Raw genomic sequence first — 18,427 nt, forward strand, 5'->3', positions numbered from 1 at the left:
CGCCGTTATCCGCAGACAGGTGAACCATGAACCCTTCCTATGCTATGGGCCGCAATCTGGTCGAAGTGCTACGCGAGCACGCTCAGCGCCAGCCCGACCGGATCGCCTTGCGTTTCATCGACAAACAGACCGAAACCGTCCTCACCTATCAACAGCTCGATGGCCGCGTGCGTATGCTGGCCGCGCGCTTGAGTGCCTGTGCGGGCAAGGGGCAACGGGTGCTGTTGCTCTATCCGAGCGGCGTCGAGTACGTGGTGGGGTTCCTGGCCTGCCTGTATGCCGGGGTGATTGCCGTGCCGGCCTACCCGCCGCAGACCGTGCGCCCCCAGCACTTGCAACGATTGTTGGGTATCCTTGCCGATGCCGAGCCGTGCCTGGCGCTGTGCGAGGCGGCGCTGTGTCAGCCGCTGAGGGAGGCGCTGCAGGGCGCCGGCGCCCAGGTGCCACCGATCGAGGCGCAGGCAGCCGGGCCGGCAGGGGAGAGCGACTGGTATCCGAGCGTGCCGGATGCCGGGCAAATCGCCTTCTTGCAGTACACCTCCGGTTCCACTTCCGCGCCCAAGGGCGTAGAAGTCAGCCACGGCAATCTGGCGGCCAACGAACTGGCCATCCAGCAGGGCTTCGGCATCGGCCCTGACGATGTGATGGTCAGTTGGTTACCGCTTTACCATGACATGGGCCTGATCGGTGGCCTGTTGCAAGCGCTGTACACCGGTATTCCCTGCGTATTGATGGCACCGGACTATTTCCTGGAGCGCCCGCGTCGTTGGCTGGAGGCGATTGCGCAGTACCGCGGCACTGTCAGTGGCGGTCCCGATTTTGCTTATCGTCTGTGCCTGGAGCGCATCCGCGACAGCAGCCTGCAAGGCCTCGACCTGAGCAGTTGGCGCGTGGCATTTACCGGCGCCGAGCCGATCCGTATCGACACCCTGGATGGCTTCGCCCAGCGCTTTACCTACCATGGCTTTGACCCGCGCGCCTTGATGGCAAGCTACGGTCTGGCCGAGGCGACCCTGTTTGTCGCTGGCAGCGTGCGTGGTGGCGGCATCGGCCGGGTACGGGTGAATGCTCAGGCATTGCGTGAAGGTCGTGGCGAACCGGGCACTGACCATGCGGTGGTCAGCTGCGGTCGAGTGGCGCCGGGGCATGAGTTGCGCGTTGCGCATGTCCACAGCGGTGCGCAGCTTGCGCCTGGGGCGGTGGGTGAGATTCTGTTCAGCGGGCCCAGCGTGGCCGGTGGTTACTGGCGTAACCCCGAAGCCACCGTTAACAGCCGCCACGTCGTGGACGGGCAGACTTGGTTGCGCACAGGTGACCTGGGGTTCGTCCAGGATGGCGAACTGATCGTGACCGGTCGCCTCAAGGACCTGATCATCTTGCGTGGGCAGAATCATTACCCGCAGGATATCGAACATGCCGTTGAAGCCGCTGTCGACGGCGTGCGTGGTGGCCGGGTCGCGGTATTTGCCGTCAGCACAGAGGATGGCCAGGAAGGCATTGGCCTGGCGGCGGAAATCGGTCGTTCCAGCGAGCATCGCGGCGACCTCGCCGGGCTGCTGCGTTCGATCCATCGCGCCGTCAGCGCGGCTTGTGGCGAGGCGCCGTATCAGATCACCTTGCTCGAACCTGGCGCACTGCCCAAGACTTCCAGCGGCAAGGTGCAGCGCAACGCCTGTCGGGCGGCCATCGTTGCTGGCACGATCGACGCTTTCCATCAGCACCGCGGTGCGCTCACCGGCTACGCCGATGTACTGCCCGCGACCGAACGACAACAAGCGGTGGCCAGGATTTGGCAGCAACTGCTTGGCGGCGAGTTACCAGGTCTGGATGAACACTTTTTCGACCGCGGTGGCGACTCGCTCACGGCCGTGCAAATCATCGGGCGGGTGCGTGAGCAACTGGGCTTGCAGGCCACCCTGGCGGACTTCTTTGAAGCGCCGCAGTTGGGCGATTTCGTGGATCTGCTGAGCACAAGGCCGGCCACGGCGACCAATGACTGGGCGCCCATCGGCCGTTGTGACACCGAGCCAGGACTCTCGCCGGCCCAGCGCCGCCTGTGGTTCCTCTGGAAACTCGACCCGACAAGCCCGGCCTATAACATCGCTGGACGTCTGCGCCTGCAAGGCGCACTCGATGAACCGGCGCTGCAAAGCGCCTTCGATACCTTGTTGGCCCGCCACGCGGCGTTGCGCACACGGTTCGTTGAACAGGCCGGTACCGCGCGCTTGCTGATCGACGATCGGCGTGTGCTGCAGATTGCCCGAGAAGATCTGCGCGCCGAGCCGGATCAGGCCATGGCTCGCGCCGATGCCGAAGCCAATACCCCGTTCGACCTGGAGCGTGACCCGCTGTTGCGGGTTCGTCTGTTGGCGCTGGGCGAGGCCGACCATTACCTGTTGGTCACCTTGCATCACATTGTGGGCGATGGCTGGTCGATGAATTGCCTGATCGATGAGTTTTCCCGCCTCTATGAGGCCGCGGTGCTCGGTCGTGAAGCACTACTGCCGACACTGCCGGTGCAATATGAGGACTTCGCAGCGGCGCAACAGCAGTGGCTGGCCAGTGGCGAAGGCGAGCGGCAATTGGGGTACTGGCAGCAACGGCTGGCCGACGAACCACCGACCCTGGCGTTGCCGTTTGACCATCCACGACCTTCGCGCTCCACGGGGGCCGGAGGTAATGTCAGCGTGACTCTGCCGCCCGATCTGCTCAAGGCTCTGCGTCTGCTCGCACGTAATCACCAGGCCAGCCTGCCAATGGTACTGCTGGGCGCGTTTCAGACCTTGCTGATGCGCTATAGCGGCCAGCAACGGTTGCGCGTGGGCTCCACGGTAGCCGGGCGCGACCGACTGGAAACCGAAGCGCTGATCGGCTTTTTCGTCAACATGCTGGTGCTGGAAGCCGATTTTGCCGGCGACCCGAGCTTCAGCGATTTCCTGCGCCAGGTTCGTGACCATGCGCTGCAAGCCCAGGCCCACCAGCACGTGCCGTTCGAACGACTGGTGGAAGCCTTGCACCCGGAGCGTCACCTGAGCGGCAACCCGTTGTTCCAGGTCGCCTTCGACCACCAATGGCAACGTCTGGCCCCTCTGCAGCGGCTGCCGGGCCTGCAGGTAGTGGAGCTGGCCCATGATCAGCGACACACCCAGTTCGATCTGATCCTGCACTGTCTTGAGCGTGACGGCAGTCTGGCCGCAACCCTGACCTACAGCAGCGAACTGTTCGAGCCTGCCACGGTGCAACGCATGCTCGGGCACTGGGTCAACCTCTTGCAGGCCATCGTCGCGGCGCCTGATCTGCCGGTCAGCCGCCTGAACATGCTCGATACCGGCGAGCAGGCCCAATTGCTCGGTCAGTGGAACGCCAGCGCCGCGCCGACAGCGGCCAGCGCTGCCAGCCTGCACCAGGCATTCGAGGCCCAGGCCGCACGCCGGCCGTCGGCCATCGCCGTCAGCTACGCCGGGCAGACCCTCACCTATGCCGCGCTCAACGAACAGGCCAACCGCCTGGCCCATGCGCTGCGCGAGCAAGGGGTGCGGACGGACGTGCGTGTGGGCCTGTCCCTGCAACGGTCGCCGCAGTTGTTGGTCGGTCTGCTGGCGATTCTCAAGGCCGGCGGCGCCTACGTGCCGCTCGACCCGGCGTACCCGGCCGAGCGCCTGTCGATGATGCTGAAAGACAGTGGCATCCAATTGCTGGTCAGCCACTCGGAGTTGGCCGAGCGTCTGCCCCAGGGCGCTGCGCGCCCGGTGTTCCTCGACCAATACCCGGCGGCGCAGTACAGCGCCGCCAACCTTGCCTTGCCGGTGCACCCGCAACAACTGGCTTATGTGATCTACACCTCCGGTTCCAGCGGGCGCCCCAAGGGCGTGATGATCGGCCACCAGCAGGTGCTGCGCCTGTTCGCTGTCAGCCAGCCGTGGCTGCAGGCCAGTGAGGTGGATGTGTGGAGCCTGTTCCATTCCTATGCCTTCGACTTCTCGGTGTGGGAAATCTTCGGTGCCTTGCTGTATGGCGGTCGGGTAGCGGTAGTGCCGAGCGATACCACCCGTTCGCCGGCCGATTTGCGTCGGCTGCTGCAAGAGGAGGGCGTCAGTGTCCTCAACCAGACCCCGTCGGCATTCCGCGCCTTGATGCCCGAAGTGCTGGCCAGCGGCGCGTTGCCACGAGCCTTGCGTCTGGTGATCTTCGGCGGCGAAGCACTCGACACGGGCAGCCTGGCGCCATGGTTCAAGGCCTTCGGTGACCGCGCACCGCAATTGCTGAATATGTATGGCATCACCGAGACCACTGTTCACGTAACCCTGCATCGCCTGAGCGCTGCGGATGCAGAGGGCACCATCAGCCCCATCGGCCTGCCTCTGGGCGACCTGCGCTGGTACTTCCTAGATGATGGCCTGAACCCGGTACCGGCCGGTGTGCCCGCCGAACTCTACGTCGGCGGCCCGGGCCTGGCCCGTGGTTACCTTAACCGTCCGGGTCTGAGCGCCGAGCGCTTTATCGCTCATCCATTTGCGGCCGGCGAGCGGCTTTATCGCACGGGTGATCTGGCCATCTGGCGCGCCGATGGCTCGGTGCACTACCTGGGACGGCGTGACCAGCAGGTGCAACTGCGTGGTTTCCGTATCGAACTGGGCGAGATCCAGGCTTGCCTGCGCGCCCAGCCCAACGTGAGCGATGCATTGGTGCGAGTGGTGGGCAGCGACCAGGCTCAGCGCCTGGCCGCCTATGTGCTGGCCGATGCCGGCACCGCCAGCCAGGCGCGCGAGGGCGAATTGGTGGAGCAGTGGCGTGAAGTATTCGACGGCACCTACGACCCCAAGGCCCAGGCACCGACCTTCACCGGTTGGAACGACAGCTACGATGACACGCCGATCCCCGAAGCGCAGATGCAGGAGTGGCTCGACGGCACCGTGGCGCGGCTCCTCGCGCTGGGCGCGCAGCGTGTGTTGGAAATTGGCTGCGGCACCGGCTTGCTGACCCAGCACCTGGCGCCGGCCTGCGCGGTGTACCGGGGCACCGATCTGTCGGCGACCGCGGTGGCTGGCCTGTCCCGCTGGGTGCAGACCCAACCGGCCCTGCGGCATGTGCACCTGGATTGCCGCGAGGCCAGCGATTTCGATGGCCTGGCCCCGGAAAGCTTCGATCTGGTGGTGATCAACTCGGTGGCCCAGTACTTCCCCGATGTGGCGTACCTGGAACGGGTGCTGGAGGGCGCTCTGGCCCGCTTGAGCCCTGGTGGCCGGATCTTCCTTGGCGACTTGCGCGCCTGGCCATTGCAGTCGATGTTGCACAGCGCCGTGGCCCTGCACCGGGCGCCGGATGAACTGCCTCTGACACACCTGCACGAGCGCATTCTCAAGGCCATGGGCGAGGACCAGGAGCTGCAACTATCAACCGCCTGGTTCGACGGCCTGCAACGCCGCCTGGGTCTGGCGCGAGTGGAGTGCCAGTTGCGTCGCGGCTTTGCCGACAACGAGCTGACCCGCTACCGCTATGACGCCATTTTGCAACGCGGCCCGGCCCGGGTAGTGACTGCCGTGGCCACCCCTGCACCGATCGAGCCCGCCGCGTTGGCCCGGCTGCTGACCGAGCAACGTCCAGCCCGGGTGCTGCTCACCGGCATAGCCAACCGCCGGCTCAGTGCCGACTTGGCATTGCGCAGGCTGTTGGCCGACCCGACGCTGGCCACCGTGGGCGAATTGCGTCAACGCCTGGCCGCAACCCCGGCCAGCGGTGTCGATCCCGAGGTGTACTGGACGCTGGCCCGGGAGCATGGGTACAGCGCGGCAATCAATTGGAGCCCGGGCGGGGAAGGTCGTTTCAGTGTCGAGCTGTTGGTCGAGGACGTCGCTTGCGCGCCCTTGGTCGCCGATACGCCGGACCCTGCGGCCAAGGCCGATCCGGCCGATCACAGCAACCCGTTGATCGCCCGGGTGCGTCGCCAATTGCCGACGCGCTTGCGCCAGGCCCTGGCGCAAAGTCTGCCGGCGCACATGGTGCCGGCGCAGATCCAGGTATTGCCGCGCTGGCCGCTGACGGCCAACGGCAAGTTGGACTTGGAGCGCCTGGCTGCCCATGACCCGCTGGCGGTGTCCGGGCAGGCGTTCGAGGCACCGCGCAATCCCGTGGAGCTGGACCTGGCCGAGATCTGGCGCGAAGCCCTGGGTGTGGAGCGCATCGGCGTACACGCCAACTTCTTCGAACTGGGCGGGCACTCCCTGTTGGCCACCCAGGTAGTGGGGCGGATCAATGCCCAACTGGACCCGACCCTGACCCTGCGCGAATTCTTCGAAGCCCGCAGCCTTGCTGCCCTGGCCGAGCGCATCGGCGAAAGCGGCGGCCTGGCCGGGCTCGATGACGAGCTGGCGGCAGCGCTGCGCGAACTGGAAGGGCTCGACGACGCAGCCCTCGAACTCTTGGCCAAGGAACAAGCCTGATGAACGATATGCTGGCCTCCGTACAAAACCTTTCACCGGCCCAGCGCAAAGCGCTGCATGCCTTGATGGCGCGCAAGGGCATCGACCTGCACGCACGTCTGCCGATGCCGGTTGTGTCCCGCGAACAGCCGTTGCCGCTGTCGTTCGCGCAGCAGCGGCTGTGGTTCCTCTGGCAGCTCGATCCCCAGGGCAATGCCTACAACGTGCCCGGCGCGATCCGCGTCAGTGGCCCGCTCGATCGCCCGCGTCTGGAGCGGGCCTTCGAGGGCCTGTATCAGCGCCACGAGGCGTTGCGCACCGTGTTCCGCCACGGCGACAACGGCGATACCCAGGTGGTCATGCCGGCAGAGCCGCTGGCCTGGACCGGGCACGATCTTGAACACTTGCCCCCTGAGCTGCGTCTGGCCCAGGCCCACACGCTAGCCGAAGAGGAGGCCCTGGCGCCGTTCGATCTGCAGCAGGGACCACTGTTGCGGCTGTCACTGATCCGGCTGGCCAGCGACGACCACGTTCTGTTGGTAACCCTGCACCACATCATCGCCGATGGTTGGTCGGTGGATATCCTCTTGCGTGAACTGGCCCGGCTCTACGAGCAACCGGACGCGGCCTTGCCCGACCTGCCGGTGCAGTACCCGGACTATGCGCAATGGCAGCGCGAGTGGCTGGCGGCGGGAGAAAGCGACCGGCAACTGGCCTGGTGGCGCGAGCAATTGGGCGATAGCCACCCGTTGCTGGCTCTGCCCCATGACCGGCCACGCCCGGCAGTGCTCAGTGCTCAGGGTGGAAGTCACGCCTGGATTCTGAGCAAGGCGGACAGCGAGCGCGTCAAGGCCCTGGCCCGTAGTGAGGAGGTCACCCCCTTCGTGCTGTTGCTTGCCGTGTTCAAGGTGCTATTGCACCGCTTCAGCGGCGAGACCGACCTGCGGGTCGGCGTGCCCTACGCCAACCGTCGTCGCCAGGAAGTGGAAGGGGTCATCGGTTTCTTCGTCAATACTCTGGTGTTGCGCAGCCGTCTCGACAGCCACGGCAGTTTCCGTCACTGGTTGCGCGAGGTACAGGCTACCTCCATGGACGCCCAGGCCCATCAGGACCTGCCGTTCGAGCGACTGGTAGAGGCCCTCAAGCCCGAGCGCAGCCTCAGCCATAACCCCCTGTTCCAGGTGAAGTTCAACTATGGTTTCGACACCTCGGTACTGCCCAGCCCGGCGGGGCTAGTGTTCACGCCCATGGATAACGCCTACCTGGGGGCGCACTTTGACCTGGCCCTGGACATTGCCGACAGCGCCGAAGGTTTCCAGTGCGTGTTCACCTTCGCCCGCGACCTGTTCGATGGGCCCACCGTGGAGCATTTCGCCACGGCCTTCAACGGCGTGCTCGAGCAGGTGCTGACCCGCCCCGATCAGCCAGTGCATGCCCTGGCCCGCGACGGGCAGGGGGCGCGACTCGACGGCGAGCGCGTCGCGTTCTCTCACGCCACCGTGCTCGAGGCCTGGCAGGCCCGCGTAGCCCGGCAACCGCAGGCCCTGGCGGCCGGCGACGGGCAGCACAGCCTGAGCGTGGCGCAACTGGATGGCCGCGCCAACCACTTGGCGGCGCAATTGCTCGCCGCCGATCCTGGCGCCGTGATTGGCTTGAACCTTGCGCGCGGGCTGGACTGGCTGGTGGGCTTGCTGGCGGTGCTCAAGACCGGCGCCGCCTGTGTGCCGGTAGACCCAGAGCAACCGGCCGATTATCGCGTCCGCTTGCTGCGCAAGGCCGGCGTGCGGCTGGTGGTGTCCGGGCAGGCCTTGGGCGACCTGAAAACCCTGGCCCCGCAGGCGCTCGAGGCGGCCCTCGCGCCGTCTGTGACGGTGCTGCCCGGGCAACTGGCCTATGTGATTCACACCTCTGGCTCTACGGGCGCGCCCAAGGGTGTTGCGATCAGCCACGGGTCCTTGGCCAACTACGTACAAGCCCTCCTGACGCGTCTGCAACTGGCGCCCGAAGCGAGCGCGGCGATGGTGTCCTCGGTGGCTGCGGACCTGGGTCACACCGCGCTGTTCGGTGCATTGTGTTCCGACCGTATGCTGTACCTGCCTGATGCCGACTGCGTACGTGACCCGGATGCCTTCGCCCGCTTCATCAGCCAACAGCGGGTCGGCGTGCTGAAAATCGTTCCCGGCCATCTTGCCGCGTTGCTTGAGGCCGGCTCTGGCGTGCTGCCCTGGCATGCCCTGGTGCTGGGCGGCGAAGCCTGCCCGGACGGGTTGTTGCAGCGCATCCGGGCGCTGTCACCAGACCTGCGAATCATCAATCACTACGGCCCCAGCGAAACCACGGTGGGCGTGCTGACCCACGAATCGCTGGCAGGCGACAGTCACTTGCCCCTGGGCCGGCCCCTCGCCAACCTGCAGGTGCGCATCCTCGACGAGCACTTGCAAGCGGTGCCGCCTGCCGTGGCGGGCGAGTTGTACGTGGGCGGCGCTGGCCTGGCTCAGGGCTACCTGGGCCAGCCGGCCCTCACCGCCGAGCGTTTTGTCGCCGACCCCGACGGCGGGGGTGAGCGGCTCTATCGCACCGGTGACCGCGTACGGCTGGGGCGCGATGGCCAGATAGAGTTCCTGGGCCGGATCGACGCGCAGTTGAAAATCCGTGGCTATCGGGTTGAGCCGGAGGAGGTGGCGCAGGTACTGCGCGGCCTGTCCGGGGTCAAGGAAGCGGCGGTCATATTTGACGAAGGCTTGATCGTTGCGTGCGTGGTCACGCCGTCTACTCAACTGTCGGAGTTACAGGCCGCCCTGGCCATGCAGTTGCCGGATTACCTGCAACCCGGCCGCTGGTTGCTGCTGGAGGCATTGCCGCGCACAGCCAATGGCAAGCTCGACCACAAGAATCTGGTGGCCCTGCTGCAAGTCGATGCACAGGCCGGTCCGGTGGACGAGGCAGTGCTGGAGCTGCCAGCCAGCGCTGAAGAAGCGACTCTGGCGCAGATTTGGTGCGAGGTGCTCAAGCGTGATCAAGTGGGTGTCACTGAAAACTTCTTCGCCTTGGGCGGTGACTCGATCCTGAGCCTGAAAATCATTGCCCGGGCGCGCAAGCAAGGCATCAAGATCAGTCCGCAGCAGGTGTTCACCCATCAAACCATCCGCGAGCTGGTGGCCAGCCTGCCGGTCGCCAAGCCCGCACCTGTACCGCTCGCCGAGAACCTGGCGCACGACCCGACACTGCGCCAGGCGCCGCTGTCCGCCGGTCAGCAACGCCTGTGGTTCCTCTGGAAACTGCTGCCGGACAGCAGCGCCTATCACATCCAGGCTGCGGTACGCCTGCAGGGCAATCTGGACACCGTCGTGCTACGAGAAGCCTTCGAGCGCCTGACCCAGCGTCACGCCAGCCTGCGCACGGCTTTCATCGAAGAGAGCGGCGAGCCACGCCAGCAGATCCTTGAACAGCGCGCGCCACAGTGGCATGAGCAGGACCTGCGCGGCGCGGCGCAAACCTGGCGCTCGCTGGTGACCGCCGCTGGCGAGCAGGTGTTTGACCTGCGCAGCGACAGCCTGCTGCGCGTATGCCTTTATCGGCTCGAGGACACCACCTGGGTGGTACACCTGACCCTGCACCATATCGTGGCCGACGGTTGGTCCATGGACTTGTTGGTCAACGAACTGGTGCAACATTATCGTCAGGTCATCGCTGGCGATCACACACCGCCCGCGCCGCTGGCCCTGCAATATATCGACTACGCCCGCTGGCAGAACGAACGTCTGGGCGGTGCGATGGGTAAGACCTTGCTCGACAGCTGGTGCCAACGCCTGCGGGACATACCACGCACCCTCGACCTGCCGCTGGACTTCGCTCGTCCCTCGACCCCGGTCGCGCAAGGTTCGAGCCTTGCCCTGCGCCTGCCACAGCCGTTGTGCCAGGCCCTGCAAACAATCGCCCAGGACCATGGCACCTCGCTGTTCAGCCTGCTGCTGAGTGCGTTTGCTACCCTGTTGCAGCGCCACAGCGGCCAATCGGCTTTTGCTCTGGGCATTCCGGTGGCCAACCGTGAACGCGTGGAATTCGAAGGGTTGATCGGCTTCTTCGTCAACACCCTGGCCATGCCGATTCGCCTCGATCCCCAGGCATCGTTCAGCGATACCCTGCGGCAACTCGGCGGCCAGTTGCTTGATGCCCAGGCCCAGCAGGCTTTACCGTTCGAACGCTTGGTCGAGGCCCTGCAGCCGGAGCGTAGTCTCAGCCGCACGCCGCTGTTTCAGGTGATGTTCAGCCATACGCGGCTGCGCAGCGATGCCCTGAGCGAGTTGCCAGGGTTGACCGTGCAGCGGCTGCCGATGGTCAGCCACAGCACCCAGTTCGAATTGATGCTCAACAGCGAAGAACTGCCCGGCGGTGAACTGGAACTGACCTTCCACTATGCCAACCAATTGTTTGCCGAGGTGCGCATTCGGCGTCTGGCCGAAGCCTTCGAGCGGTTGTTGCAGGGCATCGTCGCCGCACCGGGGCGGCCGTTGGCCCACTATGAACTGCTGTCGACCGAACAACGCCAGGCCGCCCTGGGGCTGGGTCAACCGCTGGCCCGATACGAGGTGGACGAATGCCTGCACCAGGCCATCGCACGCCAGGCCGCCCGCCGTCCGCAGGCGATTGCCTTGTGGCAATGGCCGCAACGGGCAGACCAGCTCGACTACGCGACCCTGGAGTTGCGAGCCAACCGTCTGGCCCATCGCCTGCGGCAACTGGGCGCCGGGCCGGAAATCTGCGTCGGTATTGCCATGACTCGCGGGCTGGATTTGCTGGTGGCCGTGCTCGCGGTACTCAAGGCCGGGGCTGCCTACCTGCCCATCGATCCGCAAGCGCCAGCCGAGCGTCGTGATTGGCAATTGGCTGACAGCGGTGCACCGCTGTTGCTGGTCGACCAGGCGCTGAGTCAGGGTGGTGCCCAGGTCCATGTTTTCGCTGAGCTCGAACAGTCGGCACACGGGGCACCCGATCAGGCCCCGCACACCGGTGTTGGCCCGGACAACCTGGCCTATGTTATCTACACCTCCGGATCCACCGGTCGCCCCAAGGGCGTGCAGATTACTCATCGGCACGCCTTGCGCCTGCTGCACAGCGCCAACGCCGCCGGGATTGGCCAGGGTGAGGATGAGGTCTGGACGTTGTTCCATTCCATCGCGTTCGATTTCTCGGTATGGGAACTGTTCGCGCCGCTGGTGCAGGGCGCGCAGGTGGTCATCGTGCCCTTGGCCGTCACACGCAACCCCGAGGCGTTCCTGGAGCTGTTGCGTGATGCCCGGGTGACCGTGCTGAACCAGACACCCAGTGCCTTCCTGGCTTTGCAGCAGGTGGTGATGGCGGCGAAGGTGCGACCGGGTGAACTGGCGTTGCGTCAGGTGGTGTTCGGCGGAGAAGCGCTGGAAGTGGCCAGCCTGCGCCCCTGGTTGCAGCACTTCGGTGCGCAGGCACCGGAGCTGATCAACATGTACGGGATCACCGAGACCACCGTGCATGTCAGTTACCGGCGCCTGGCGCTAAGTGATCTGACACGTGTTCATAGCCCCATCGGCCAACCCCTCGACGACCTTGACTGGTATGTGCTGGACGACTGCCTGGAACCCTCGCCCGTGGGGGTGGAGGGAGAGTTGTACGTCGGTGGCGCCGGGCTGGCCCGTGGCTATCTGGGCCGCCCAGGCCTGAGCGCCGAGCGCTTCATTGCCCACCCCTTCAACCCGCAGCCGGGTGCACGTCTATACCGCAGCGGCGACCGCGCGCGGCGTAACGAAGACGGTCAACTGGTGTATGCCGGCCGCGGCGATCAGCAGGTCAAACTGCGTGGCTTTCGCATCGAGACCGGTGAAATCGAGGCGACGCTGCGCACCTGCCCGGGTATCGACGGTGCCGTAGTGCGGGTATCCGACTCTCCCAGTGGCCCGCAACTGGTGGCCTGGCTGACAGGGCAGCCTCCTGAGCCAGGGGTGTTGCGTGAGCACTTGGCCGAGCGCCTGCCGGACTACATGTTGCCGGCCTTTTACGTGACCCTGGAACACTGGCCGCTGACCGGCAACGGCAAGCTCGACGTGAAGGCATTGCCCGCACCCGACTGGCACGGTCGCCAAGGCTACCGCGCGCCTCAAAGTGCGCTGGAACAGGCCCTTGCCGCGATCTGGTGTGAAGTGTTGGGCCTGGGCCGCGTGGGCTTGGATGATCACTTCTTTGAACTGGGCGGCCATTCGCTGTTGGCCACCCAGGTCGTGGCGCGGGTGCGTGAACGCTTGCAACTGGAACTGCCACTGGCTGATGTGTTTGCCGTGCCGACGTTGCAGGCCCTGGCCGAGCGCCTGGCATCACGTGTACCGCTGACGCCGAGCGCCGCGCGCCCGATGCTGCAGGCCTTGCAGCAAACCCGTTACCCACTGTCCCCGGCCCAGCGCCGTTTGTGGATGGTGGACCGACTGGGCGACCGTGCCACCCGCAGTGCCTACAACCTGTGTGGTCGGTTGGCTTTTGATGGCCCGCTGGATGCGGCGTTGTTGCAGCAGGCGTTGAGCGCCGTGGTCAGCCGCCACGATGTATTGCGCAGCTGTTACCCCGTCGATGCTGCTGGCAAGCCGTTCGCGCAGATATTGCCACCGTTCTGTCTGGCGCTGCCGGTCGACGATCTTGCCGGCTTGAATGCCGTCGAGCGTGAACAAGCCTGTGCCCAGGCCAGCGTAGAAGAGGGGCAGACCCCCTTCGACCTGCAAAGCGGGCCATTGCTGCGGGCGCGTTTGCAACACCTGGGCGGCGACCGTCATCTGCTGCACCTGAGCCTGCACCATATCGTCGCCGACGGATGGTCGGTGGGCCTGTTGATCAGTGATTTCTGTGCCGCCTACTCAGCCTTGCTGGCTGGCCGTAGTGTCACCTTGCCGGCCCTGTCTGTGCAGTACGGCGACTACGCAGTGTGGCAGCAACGGTTGTGGGACGAGGGCTACCAGCAGGCTGAGCTCGACTACTGGCGCGAAGCTCTTGACGGGGCCCCACGCAGCCTCGAACTGCCCGGCGCGCGGCCGCGGCCGGCAGTGGCGACGGCCAGCGGGAAGGCTCATGAGTTTGAACTGGACGCTGCCCTGGTGACCCAGGTAACGGCACTGGCCAACGCTTGGCAGGCCACGCCGTTCATGGTGCTGCTTGCCAGTTTCCAGTGGTGGCTGCACGAGTTGACTGGCAGCCAGGACCTGTTGCTGGGCACGGACCTGGCCGGCCGCGAAGAGTCGGCGCTGGAAGCGCTGGTGGGCTTCTTTGTCAACGTCGTGCCGGTGCGTTCGGTGCGCACGCCGGGCATGACCTTCGTCGAGTTGTTGCAGGCGACCCGAGAGCGCTCGTTGCAAGCCTTCGCCCACGCCAGCGTGCCTTTCGACCGCCTGGTGGACGCCGTTGGCGTACCGCGCGACCGCAGCCGCAACCCGCTGGTACAAGCGCTGTTCGTGATGCACAACCAGCCCCGCGAAGATTTCCAGGTGCCGGGCCTGCAGATCCAGATGCAAGAGTCTGATCAGGCGTCTTCCAAGTTCGATATGGCGCTGTTCCTGCAGCCCCGCGACGCTGCCTTGGCAGTGCGCTGGGTGTATGCCGATGCGCTGTTCGACGTTGAAACGATCCAGACCCTCGCCCGGCAGTGGTTGATGTGCCTGCAACGGGTATTGAACGCCCCTCATACGGTAATGGAGGAACCCACCATGCCTCAGTCATCCTCGTCTCAAGCACAATCTGTGGAACCGGTTGCCCGCAGCGGCGGGCGCCGTGATCGCCTCAAGCGATTCCTGGAAACCGTCGATGCCCCCGTACCTGCCGTGGCGACGGACACCCTGAAAATCCGCCCCCTGCGCGACGGTCAGCGCTTTGTACGGGTCATTGAACCCCACGAGTCGGGGCTTGATCCGGTGGCTTGGGCTGTTGCTCACCGCTCGCGCATCGACGCGCTGCTGGTCGAGCATGCCGGGTTGCTGTTTCGCGGTTTCGAGCTGCACAGCTCCAGTGATTTCGAGGCCTTCGCCGAAGCCCTGCACCCGGGCCTGTATGGTGCTTATGGCGATCTGCCGAAGAAAGAGGGCGGGCGCAACACCTACCGCTCCACGCCGTACCCCGAGCAGCAAATGATCCTTTTCCACAATGAAAGCGCCCACACCGGCCGCTGGCCGCGCAAGCAGTGGTTCTTCTGTGAACTGCCGTCCACCGTCGGTGGCGCCACTCCCATCGTCGACTGCCGCGAGATGCTCGAGCACCTGCCGGCCGATCTGGTGGAGCGTTTCGAGCGGCGTGGCCTGTGCTATCTGCGCACCTTCACCCGGCGCCTGGACGTCAGTTGGCAGGACTTCTACGGTACTGATCAGCGCGAGGAAGTGGAGCGCCGTTGCCGTGAGGCTGGCATCGCTTGGCAATGGCTGTCTGATGACGAGCTGCAGACCCGCACGCCGGGGCCGGCGGTGATTCGCCATCCGTTGTCCGGCGCGCGCTCGTTCTTCAACCAGGTGCAGTTGCACCACCCTTCGTGTCTGGATGCGCAAGTGCGTCGCGACCTGATCGCCATGGTCGGCATTGAACGTCTGCCGCGCAACGTCTTGTATGGCGACGGCGAACCCATCGACGACGCCACCATGCAACGCATCGGTGAGGCCTATGAAGCCTGCGCCGTGCGCTTCGACTGGCTGCAGGGTGATGTGGTCATGCTCGACAACATGCTCGCCGCCCATGCTCGCGACCCTTACTCGGGCCCGCGCAAGATAGTCGTGGCCATGGGCGAGCTGACTGACCGTACCGACCTTGAACCTGGAGCACGACCATGATCGAACACAGCACCCCGTCGCGTACTCTCGCCCTGAGCAGCGGCCAGCGTGCTGCCCAGGTTTTCGACCGGGCCGGTAGCGCAACTGACAACCAGATCAGCCTGATCTGCAATAGCCCGCTGAGTCCCGAGCAGGTCCGTCAGGCCCTGCAGCGGGTATTTGACAGCCAGTGGGGGTTGCGTTGCGACTTTGCCAGTGTCGCCGGTTACCGGGAGTTGCGGGTTTGCCCGAATGCCTTGGCCGAATGGCAATGGCACAGCGAAGACCTGCGTACTCTGGCCGACCCCGTGGTGCAATTCGTTCGCCGTTTGCAAGCACCGATGCCAGGCCAAGGCCTGCGCGCCAGTCTCTATCGCATCGGCGAGCAAGCCTTTGGGTTGCGTCTGAACTTGAGTCGTCTGCATGGTGACACCACCAGCCTGGAGCATTTGTTAAACCTGCTGGACGAAGCCTTGCGGGCGCCGCTGGCGGACAACGTGCTGTATGCGCGTTGGCTGGAGTGGCAGAGCAGTACAGCCAATGCCGAGGATGCCGAAGAGGGGCGGGCCTACTGGCAGGCGCGCCAGCAATCGCCGTTTGTCGAGGCGCGCCTGGCTGTGCGCGGCGAGGACAGTAGCGCCGGTGCAATAGCCACTGATTGCCAGACCGTACGCTTGAGCCCGGCTCAGAGCCGAGCCTGGCAGGACCTGTGCGAGGCGCGTGGCTGGCTGCCGGAAGATGCCCTGCAGACAGCCTGGTGGGCGCTGCTGGCGCGCTTGGGCGACGGTGCCTGCGGCGGCGGTTGGCTGTATGACCCGCGGGCCGACTACCCGGAATTCGCTACTACGCTGGGGGCGTTTGCCCATGTACTGCCGGTGTCGCTGGAGCGAATCGATCAACCGTTCAGTACCCTGGTCAGCACCTTCAGTGCCCAATGTGAAGGGCACCGCGATTGGCAGGATTACTGGCCGCTGCCCGGCGTGCAACCGTCGCCCATGGCCTGCGGCTTTGCCTTTGTCGCCAGCAGCACCACGCTGCCGGTCGGCTGGCAGATCACGGCGCGGCCGAGCGTGCTGCCGGGCGCCGAACTGTGCCTGGTGGTGCGTCAGGATGTGCTCAACGGCACCGAACTGAGTCTTGAACACAGGCCTGCACTCTACCCGGCCGTCGAGGCAGCGGGCCTGCTGGAGCAATATCGTCATTTGCTGCTGGGTCTGTTGGCGCAACCTGATGCCCTGCCAGCCGACATCGACCTGAGCGCCGAGCCCCTGGCCGATGCTACCGTGGCGTCGATTGAAGACGTGTTGCCGGCGATCGGCCCCAGCCAGTCGGTTGCCAACTGGGCGCGCATGCGCCCCGACGCCGAGGCTCTGGTGGGCAGTGATGAGCACGGCCGGCCAGTGGTGCTGACCTATGCCGAACTGAACGCCCAGGTTGAGCATTTGGCCCAAGTGTTGCGCCAGCGCGGCGCCGGACCGGGTACCTGCGTCGGCTTGAACCTGCCGCGCTCGCCGCAGTTGGTCATCGCTGTTCTGGCGGTATTGCGCAGTGGCGCCGCCTATGTGCCCCTGGACCCAGGCTGGCCGGCGCAACGGCGCGAGGCCATTCAAGCCCAGGCGCGTGTGCTGTTGATTATCGACGAACTGACGACTCTGCTGGAAACACCCTGTGCGAGCCGTGCGGCGTTGCCACTGCCGGCGCCCGACGATGCCGCCTACGTGCTGTTTACCTCGGGCTCCTCCGGGGTACCCAAGGGCGTAATCATCGAGCATCGCCAGCTCAATACTTACCTCGGCGCCTCTGCCCAGGCGTTGGGGCTCAACGCCTGCCGCAGCTTCGGCCTGACCTCCAGCGTGGCCGCCGACCTGGGAAACACCACCTTGTTCGGTGCTTTCGAGCAGGGGGCTCGCCTGGTGGTGGCCAGCGAGGCCGAAACCCTCGATGGCGCAGCGTTCCAGGCGTTCGTGCGGCGCCACGACGTCGATTGCCTGAAAATGACCCCGTCCCACGTGAGGGCGTTGATAGGTGATGGACTTGCGACTTTGCCTGCCACCCTCATATTGGGTGGCGAAGCCGTACCGGCGGCGACGTTGCGTCGGCTGTTCGAGGCGCGTGCGGATCTGCGCCTGTTCAATCACTACGGCCCCACCGAAACCACCGTGGGCGTGCTGATTCAGGCACTGCCAAGCAGCTCGGCCAACACCGCGGCGACTCTGGAGCAGGTATTGGCCGGCAGTCGGATCCGTGTGCTTGACGCTCAGGGCCGCCCCGTCGCACGGGGGGCGCGCGGTCAGTTGTACATCGGCGGTGCGCAGCTGGCGCGCGGCTACCTGCAGGCCGAGGCGAGCGCGGCCTTCGGTGAAGATCCGTGGCTGGCTGGCGAACGTCTGTACGCCAGCGGCGATTCGGCGTGCCTGCGGCATGACGGACGGCTGCAATTGCTCGGGCGTCAGGACCTGCAGATCAAGGTGCGGGGCTACCGCATAGAGCCCGCAGAAATCGAGGCGGCACTGCTCGAGCAGGTCGCAATCACCCAGGCCGTGGTGGTGGCCGTGGTGGGAGCGGATGGCGACGCTGTATTGCATGGGCACATGGTGGTGCAACCGGCGCCCGATGACTCGGCTCAGTACCTGGAGTCACTGCGCGAGGCACTGGCCCGGCGCTTACCGAGCGCGTTCGTGCCGGGACGCTGGCATCTGCACCGCGAGCTGCCGCGCCTGGCCAACGGCAAGCCAGACCGTCAGGCCCTGCTGGCCGCGTCGGCCCGCCCCGATCAGGCTGTCTCGACGCTAGCCCGCCGACAGCCGGCCAGTGCTCTGGAGCACCTGCTGCTACAGCGTATGGCGGCCTTGCTGGAGTTGCCGAGCCTCGGCCTAGAGGACGATTTTTTCCACGCCGGAGGGCACTCGCTGTTGGTGATACAACTGATGGGTGGTCTGCGCGACACCCTGGGCATCGAGCCACCGCCGGGGGTGGTGTTCGATTTCCCCAGTGCGCTGGAATTGTCTGCCGCCCTGTTGCCCTATGAAAGCGTCCCCGGCCAGCTCGAGCGCAATGCCGAGCGGGCGTTGAATCTGTCACTTGTGGAACCTGCCTGAGCGTAGCCTGCCCACCTGATCCCGCGACCGCCCCGCCGAGGGCGGCTCGCGGCTGCCTGGAGGGCGTTCGCCAGGCCCTATGGCAGGCCCTGGCCGATTAAAT

Annotated in this window: 3 protein-coding genes; all 3 read left to right on the forward strand. The window is 65.6% G+C overall.

All coding sequences use genetic code 11. The features are described from left to right. The first annotated feature begins 26 nt into the window (after positions 1–26). The 3 genes from ACCD02_RS10405 to ACCD02_RS10415 are packed head-to-tail and all read left to right on the forward strand — an operon-like array spanning position 27 to position 18,324. Positions 27–6,440 (forward strand): amino acid adenylation domain-containing protein, encoded by a 6,414-nt coding sequence (locus ACCD02_RS10405; RefSeq protein WP_413301036.1) that lies wholly within the window; start codon positions 27–29, stop codon positions 6,438–6,440. Beyond that, positions 6,440–15,247: an amino acid adenylation domain-containing protein gene (locus ACCD02_RS10410; RefSeq protein ID WP_413301038.1), complete on the forward strand. Its 8,808-nt coding sequence runs from the start codon at positions 6,440–6,442 to the stop codon at positions 15,245–15,247. Before ACCD02_RS10405 ends, ACCD02_RS10410 begins: the two co-directional genes overlap by 1 nt. After that, positions 15,244–18,324, forward strand: coding sequence for an amino acid adenylation domain-containing protein (locus ACCD02_RS10415; protein ID WP_413301040.1), 3,081 nt, complete (start codon positions 15,244–15,246; stop codon positions 18,322–18,324). Before ACCD02_RS10410 ends, ACCD02_RS10415 begins: the two co-directional genes overlap by 4 nt. Positions 18,325–18,427 lie beyond the last annotated feature (103 nt).

The sequence above is a fragment of the Pseudomonas sp. Pseusp88 genome (assembly GCF_047303955.1).
Classification (GTDB): domain Bacteria; phylum Pseudomonadota; class Gammaproteobacteria; order Pseudomonadales; family Pseudomonadaceae; genus Aquipseudomonas.

Coding starts and splice junctions, on each gene's coding strand:
- ACCD02_RS10405 (WP_413301036.1), top strand. CDS start 27: ATGAACCCTTCCTATGCTATGGGCCGCAATCTGGTCGAAGTGCTACGC.
- ACCD02_RS10410 (WP_413301038.1), top strand. CDS start 6,440: ATGAACGATATGCTGGCCTCCGTACAAAACCTTTCACCGGCCCAGCGC.
- ACCD02_RS10415 (WP_413301040.1), top strand. CDS start 15,244: ATGATCGAACACAGCACCCCGTCGCGTACTCTCGCCCTGAGCAGCGGC.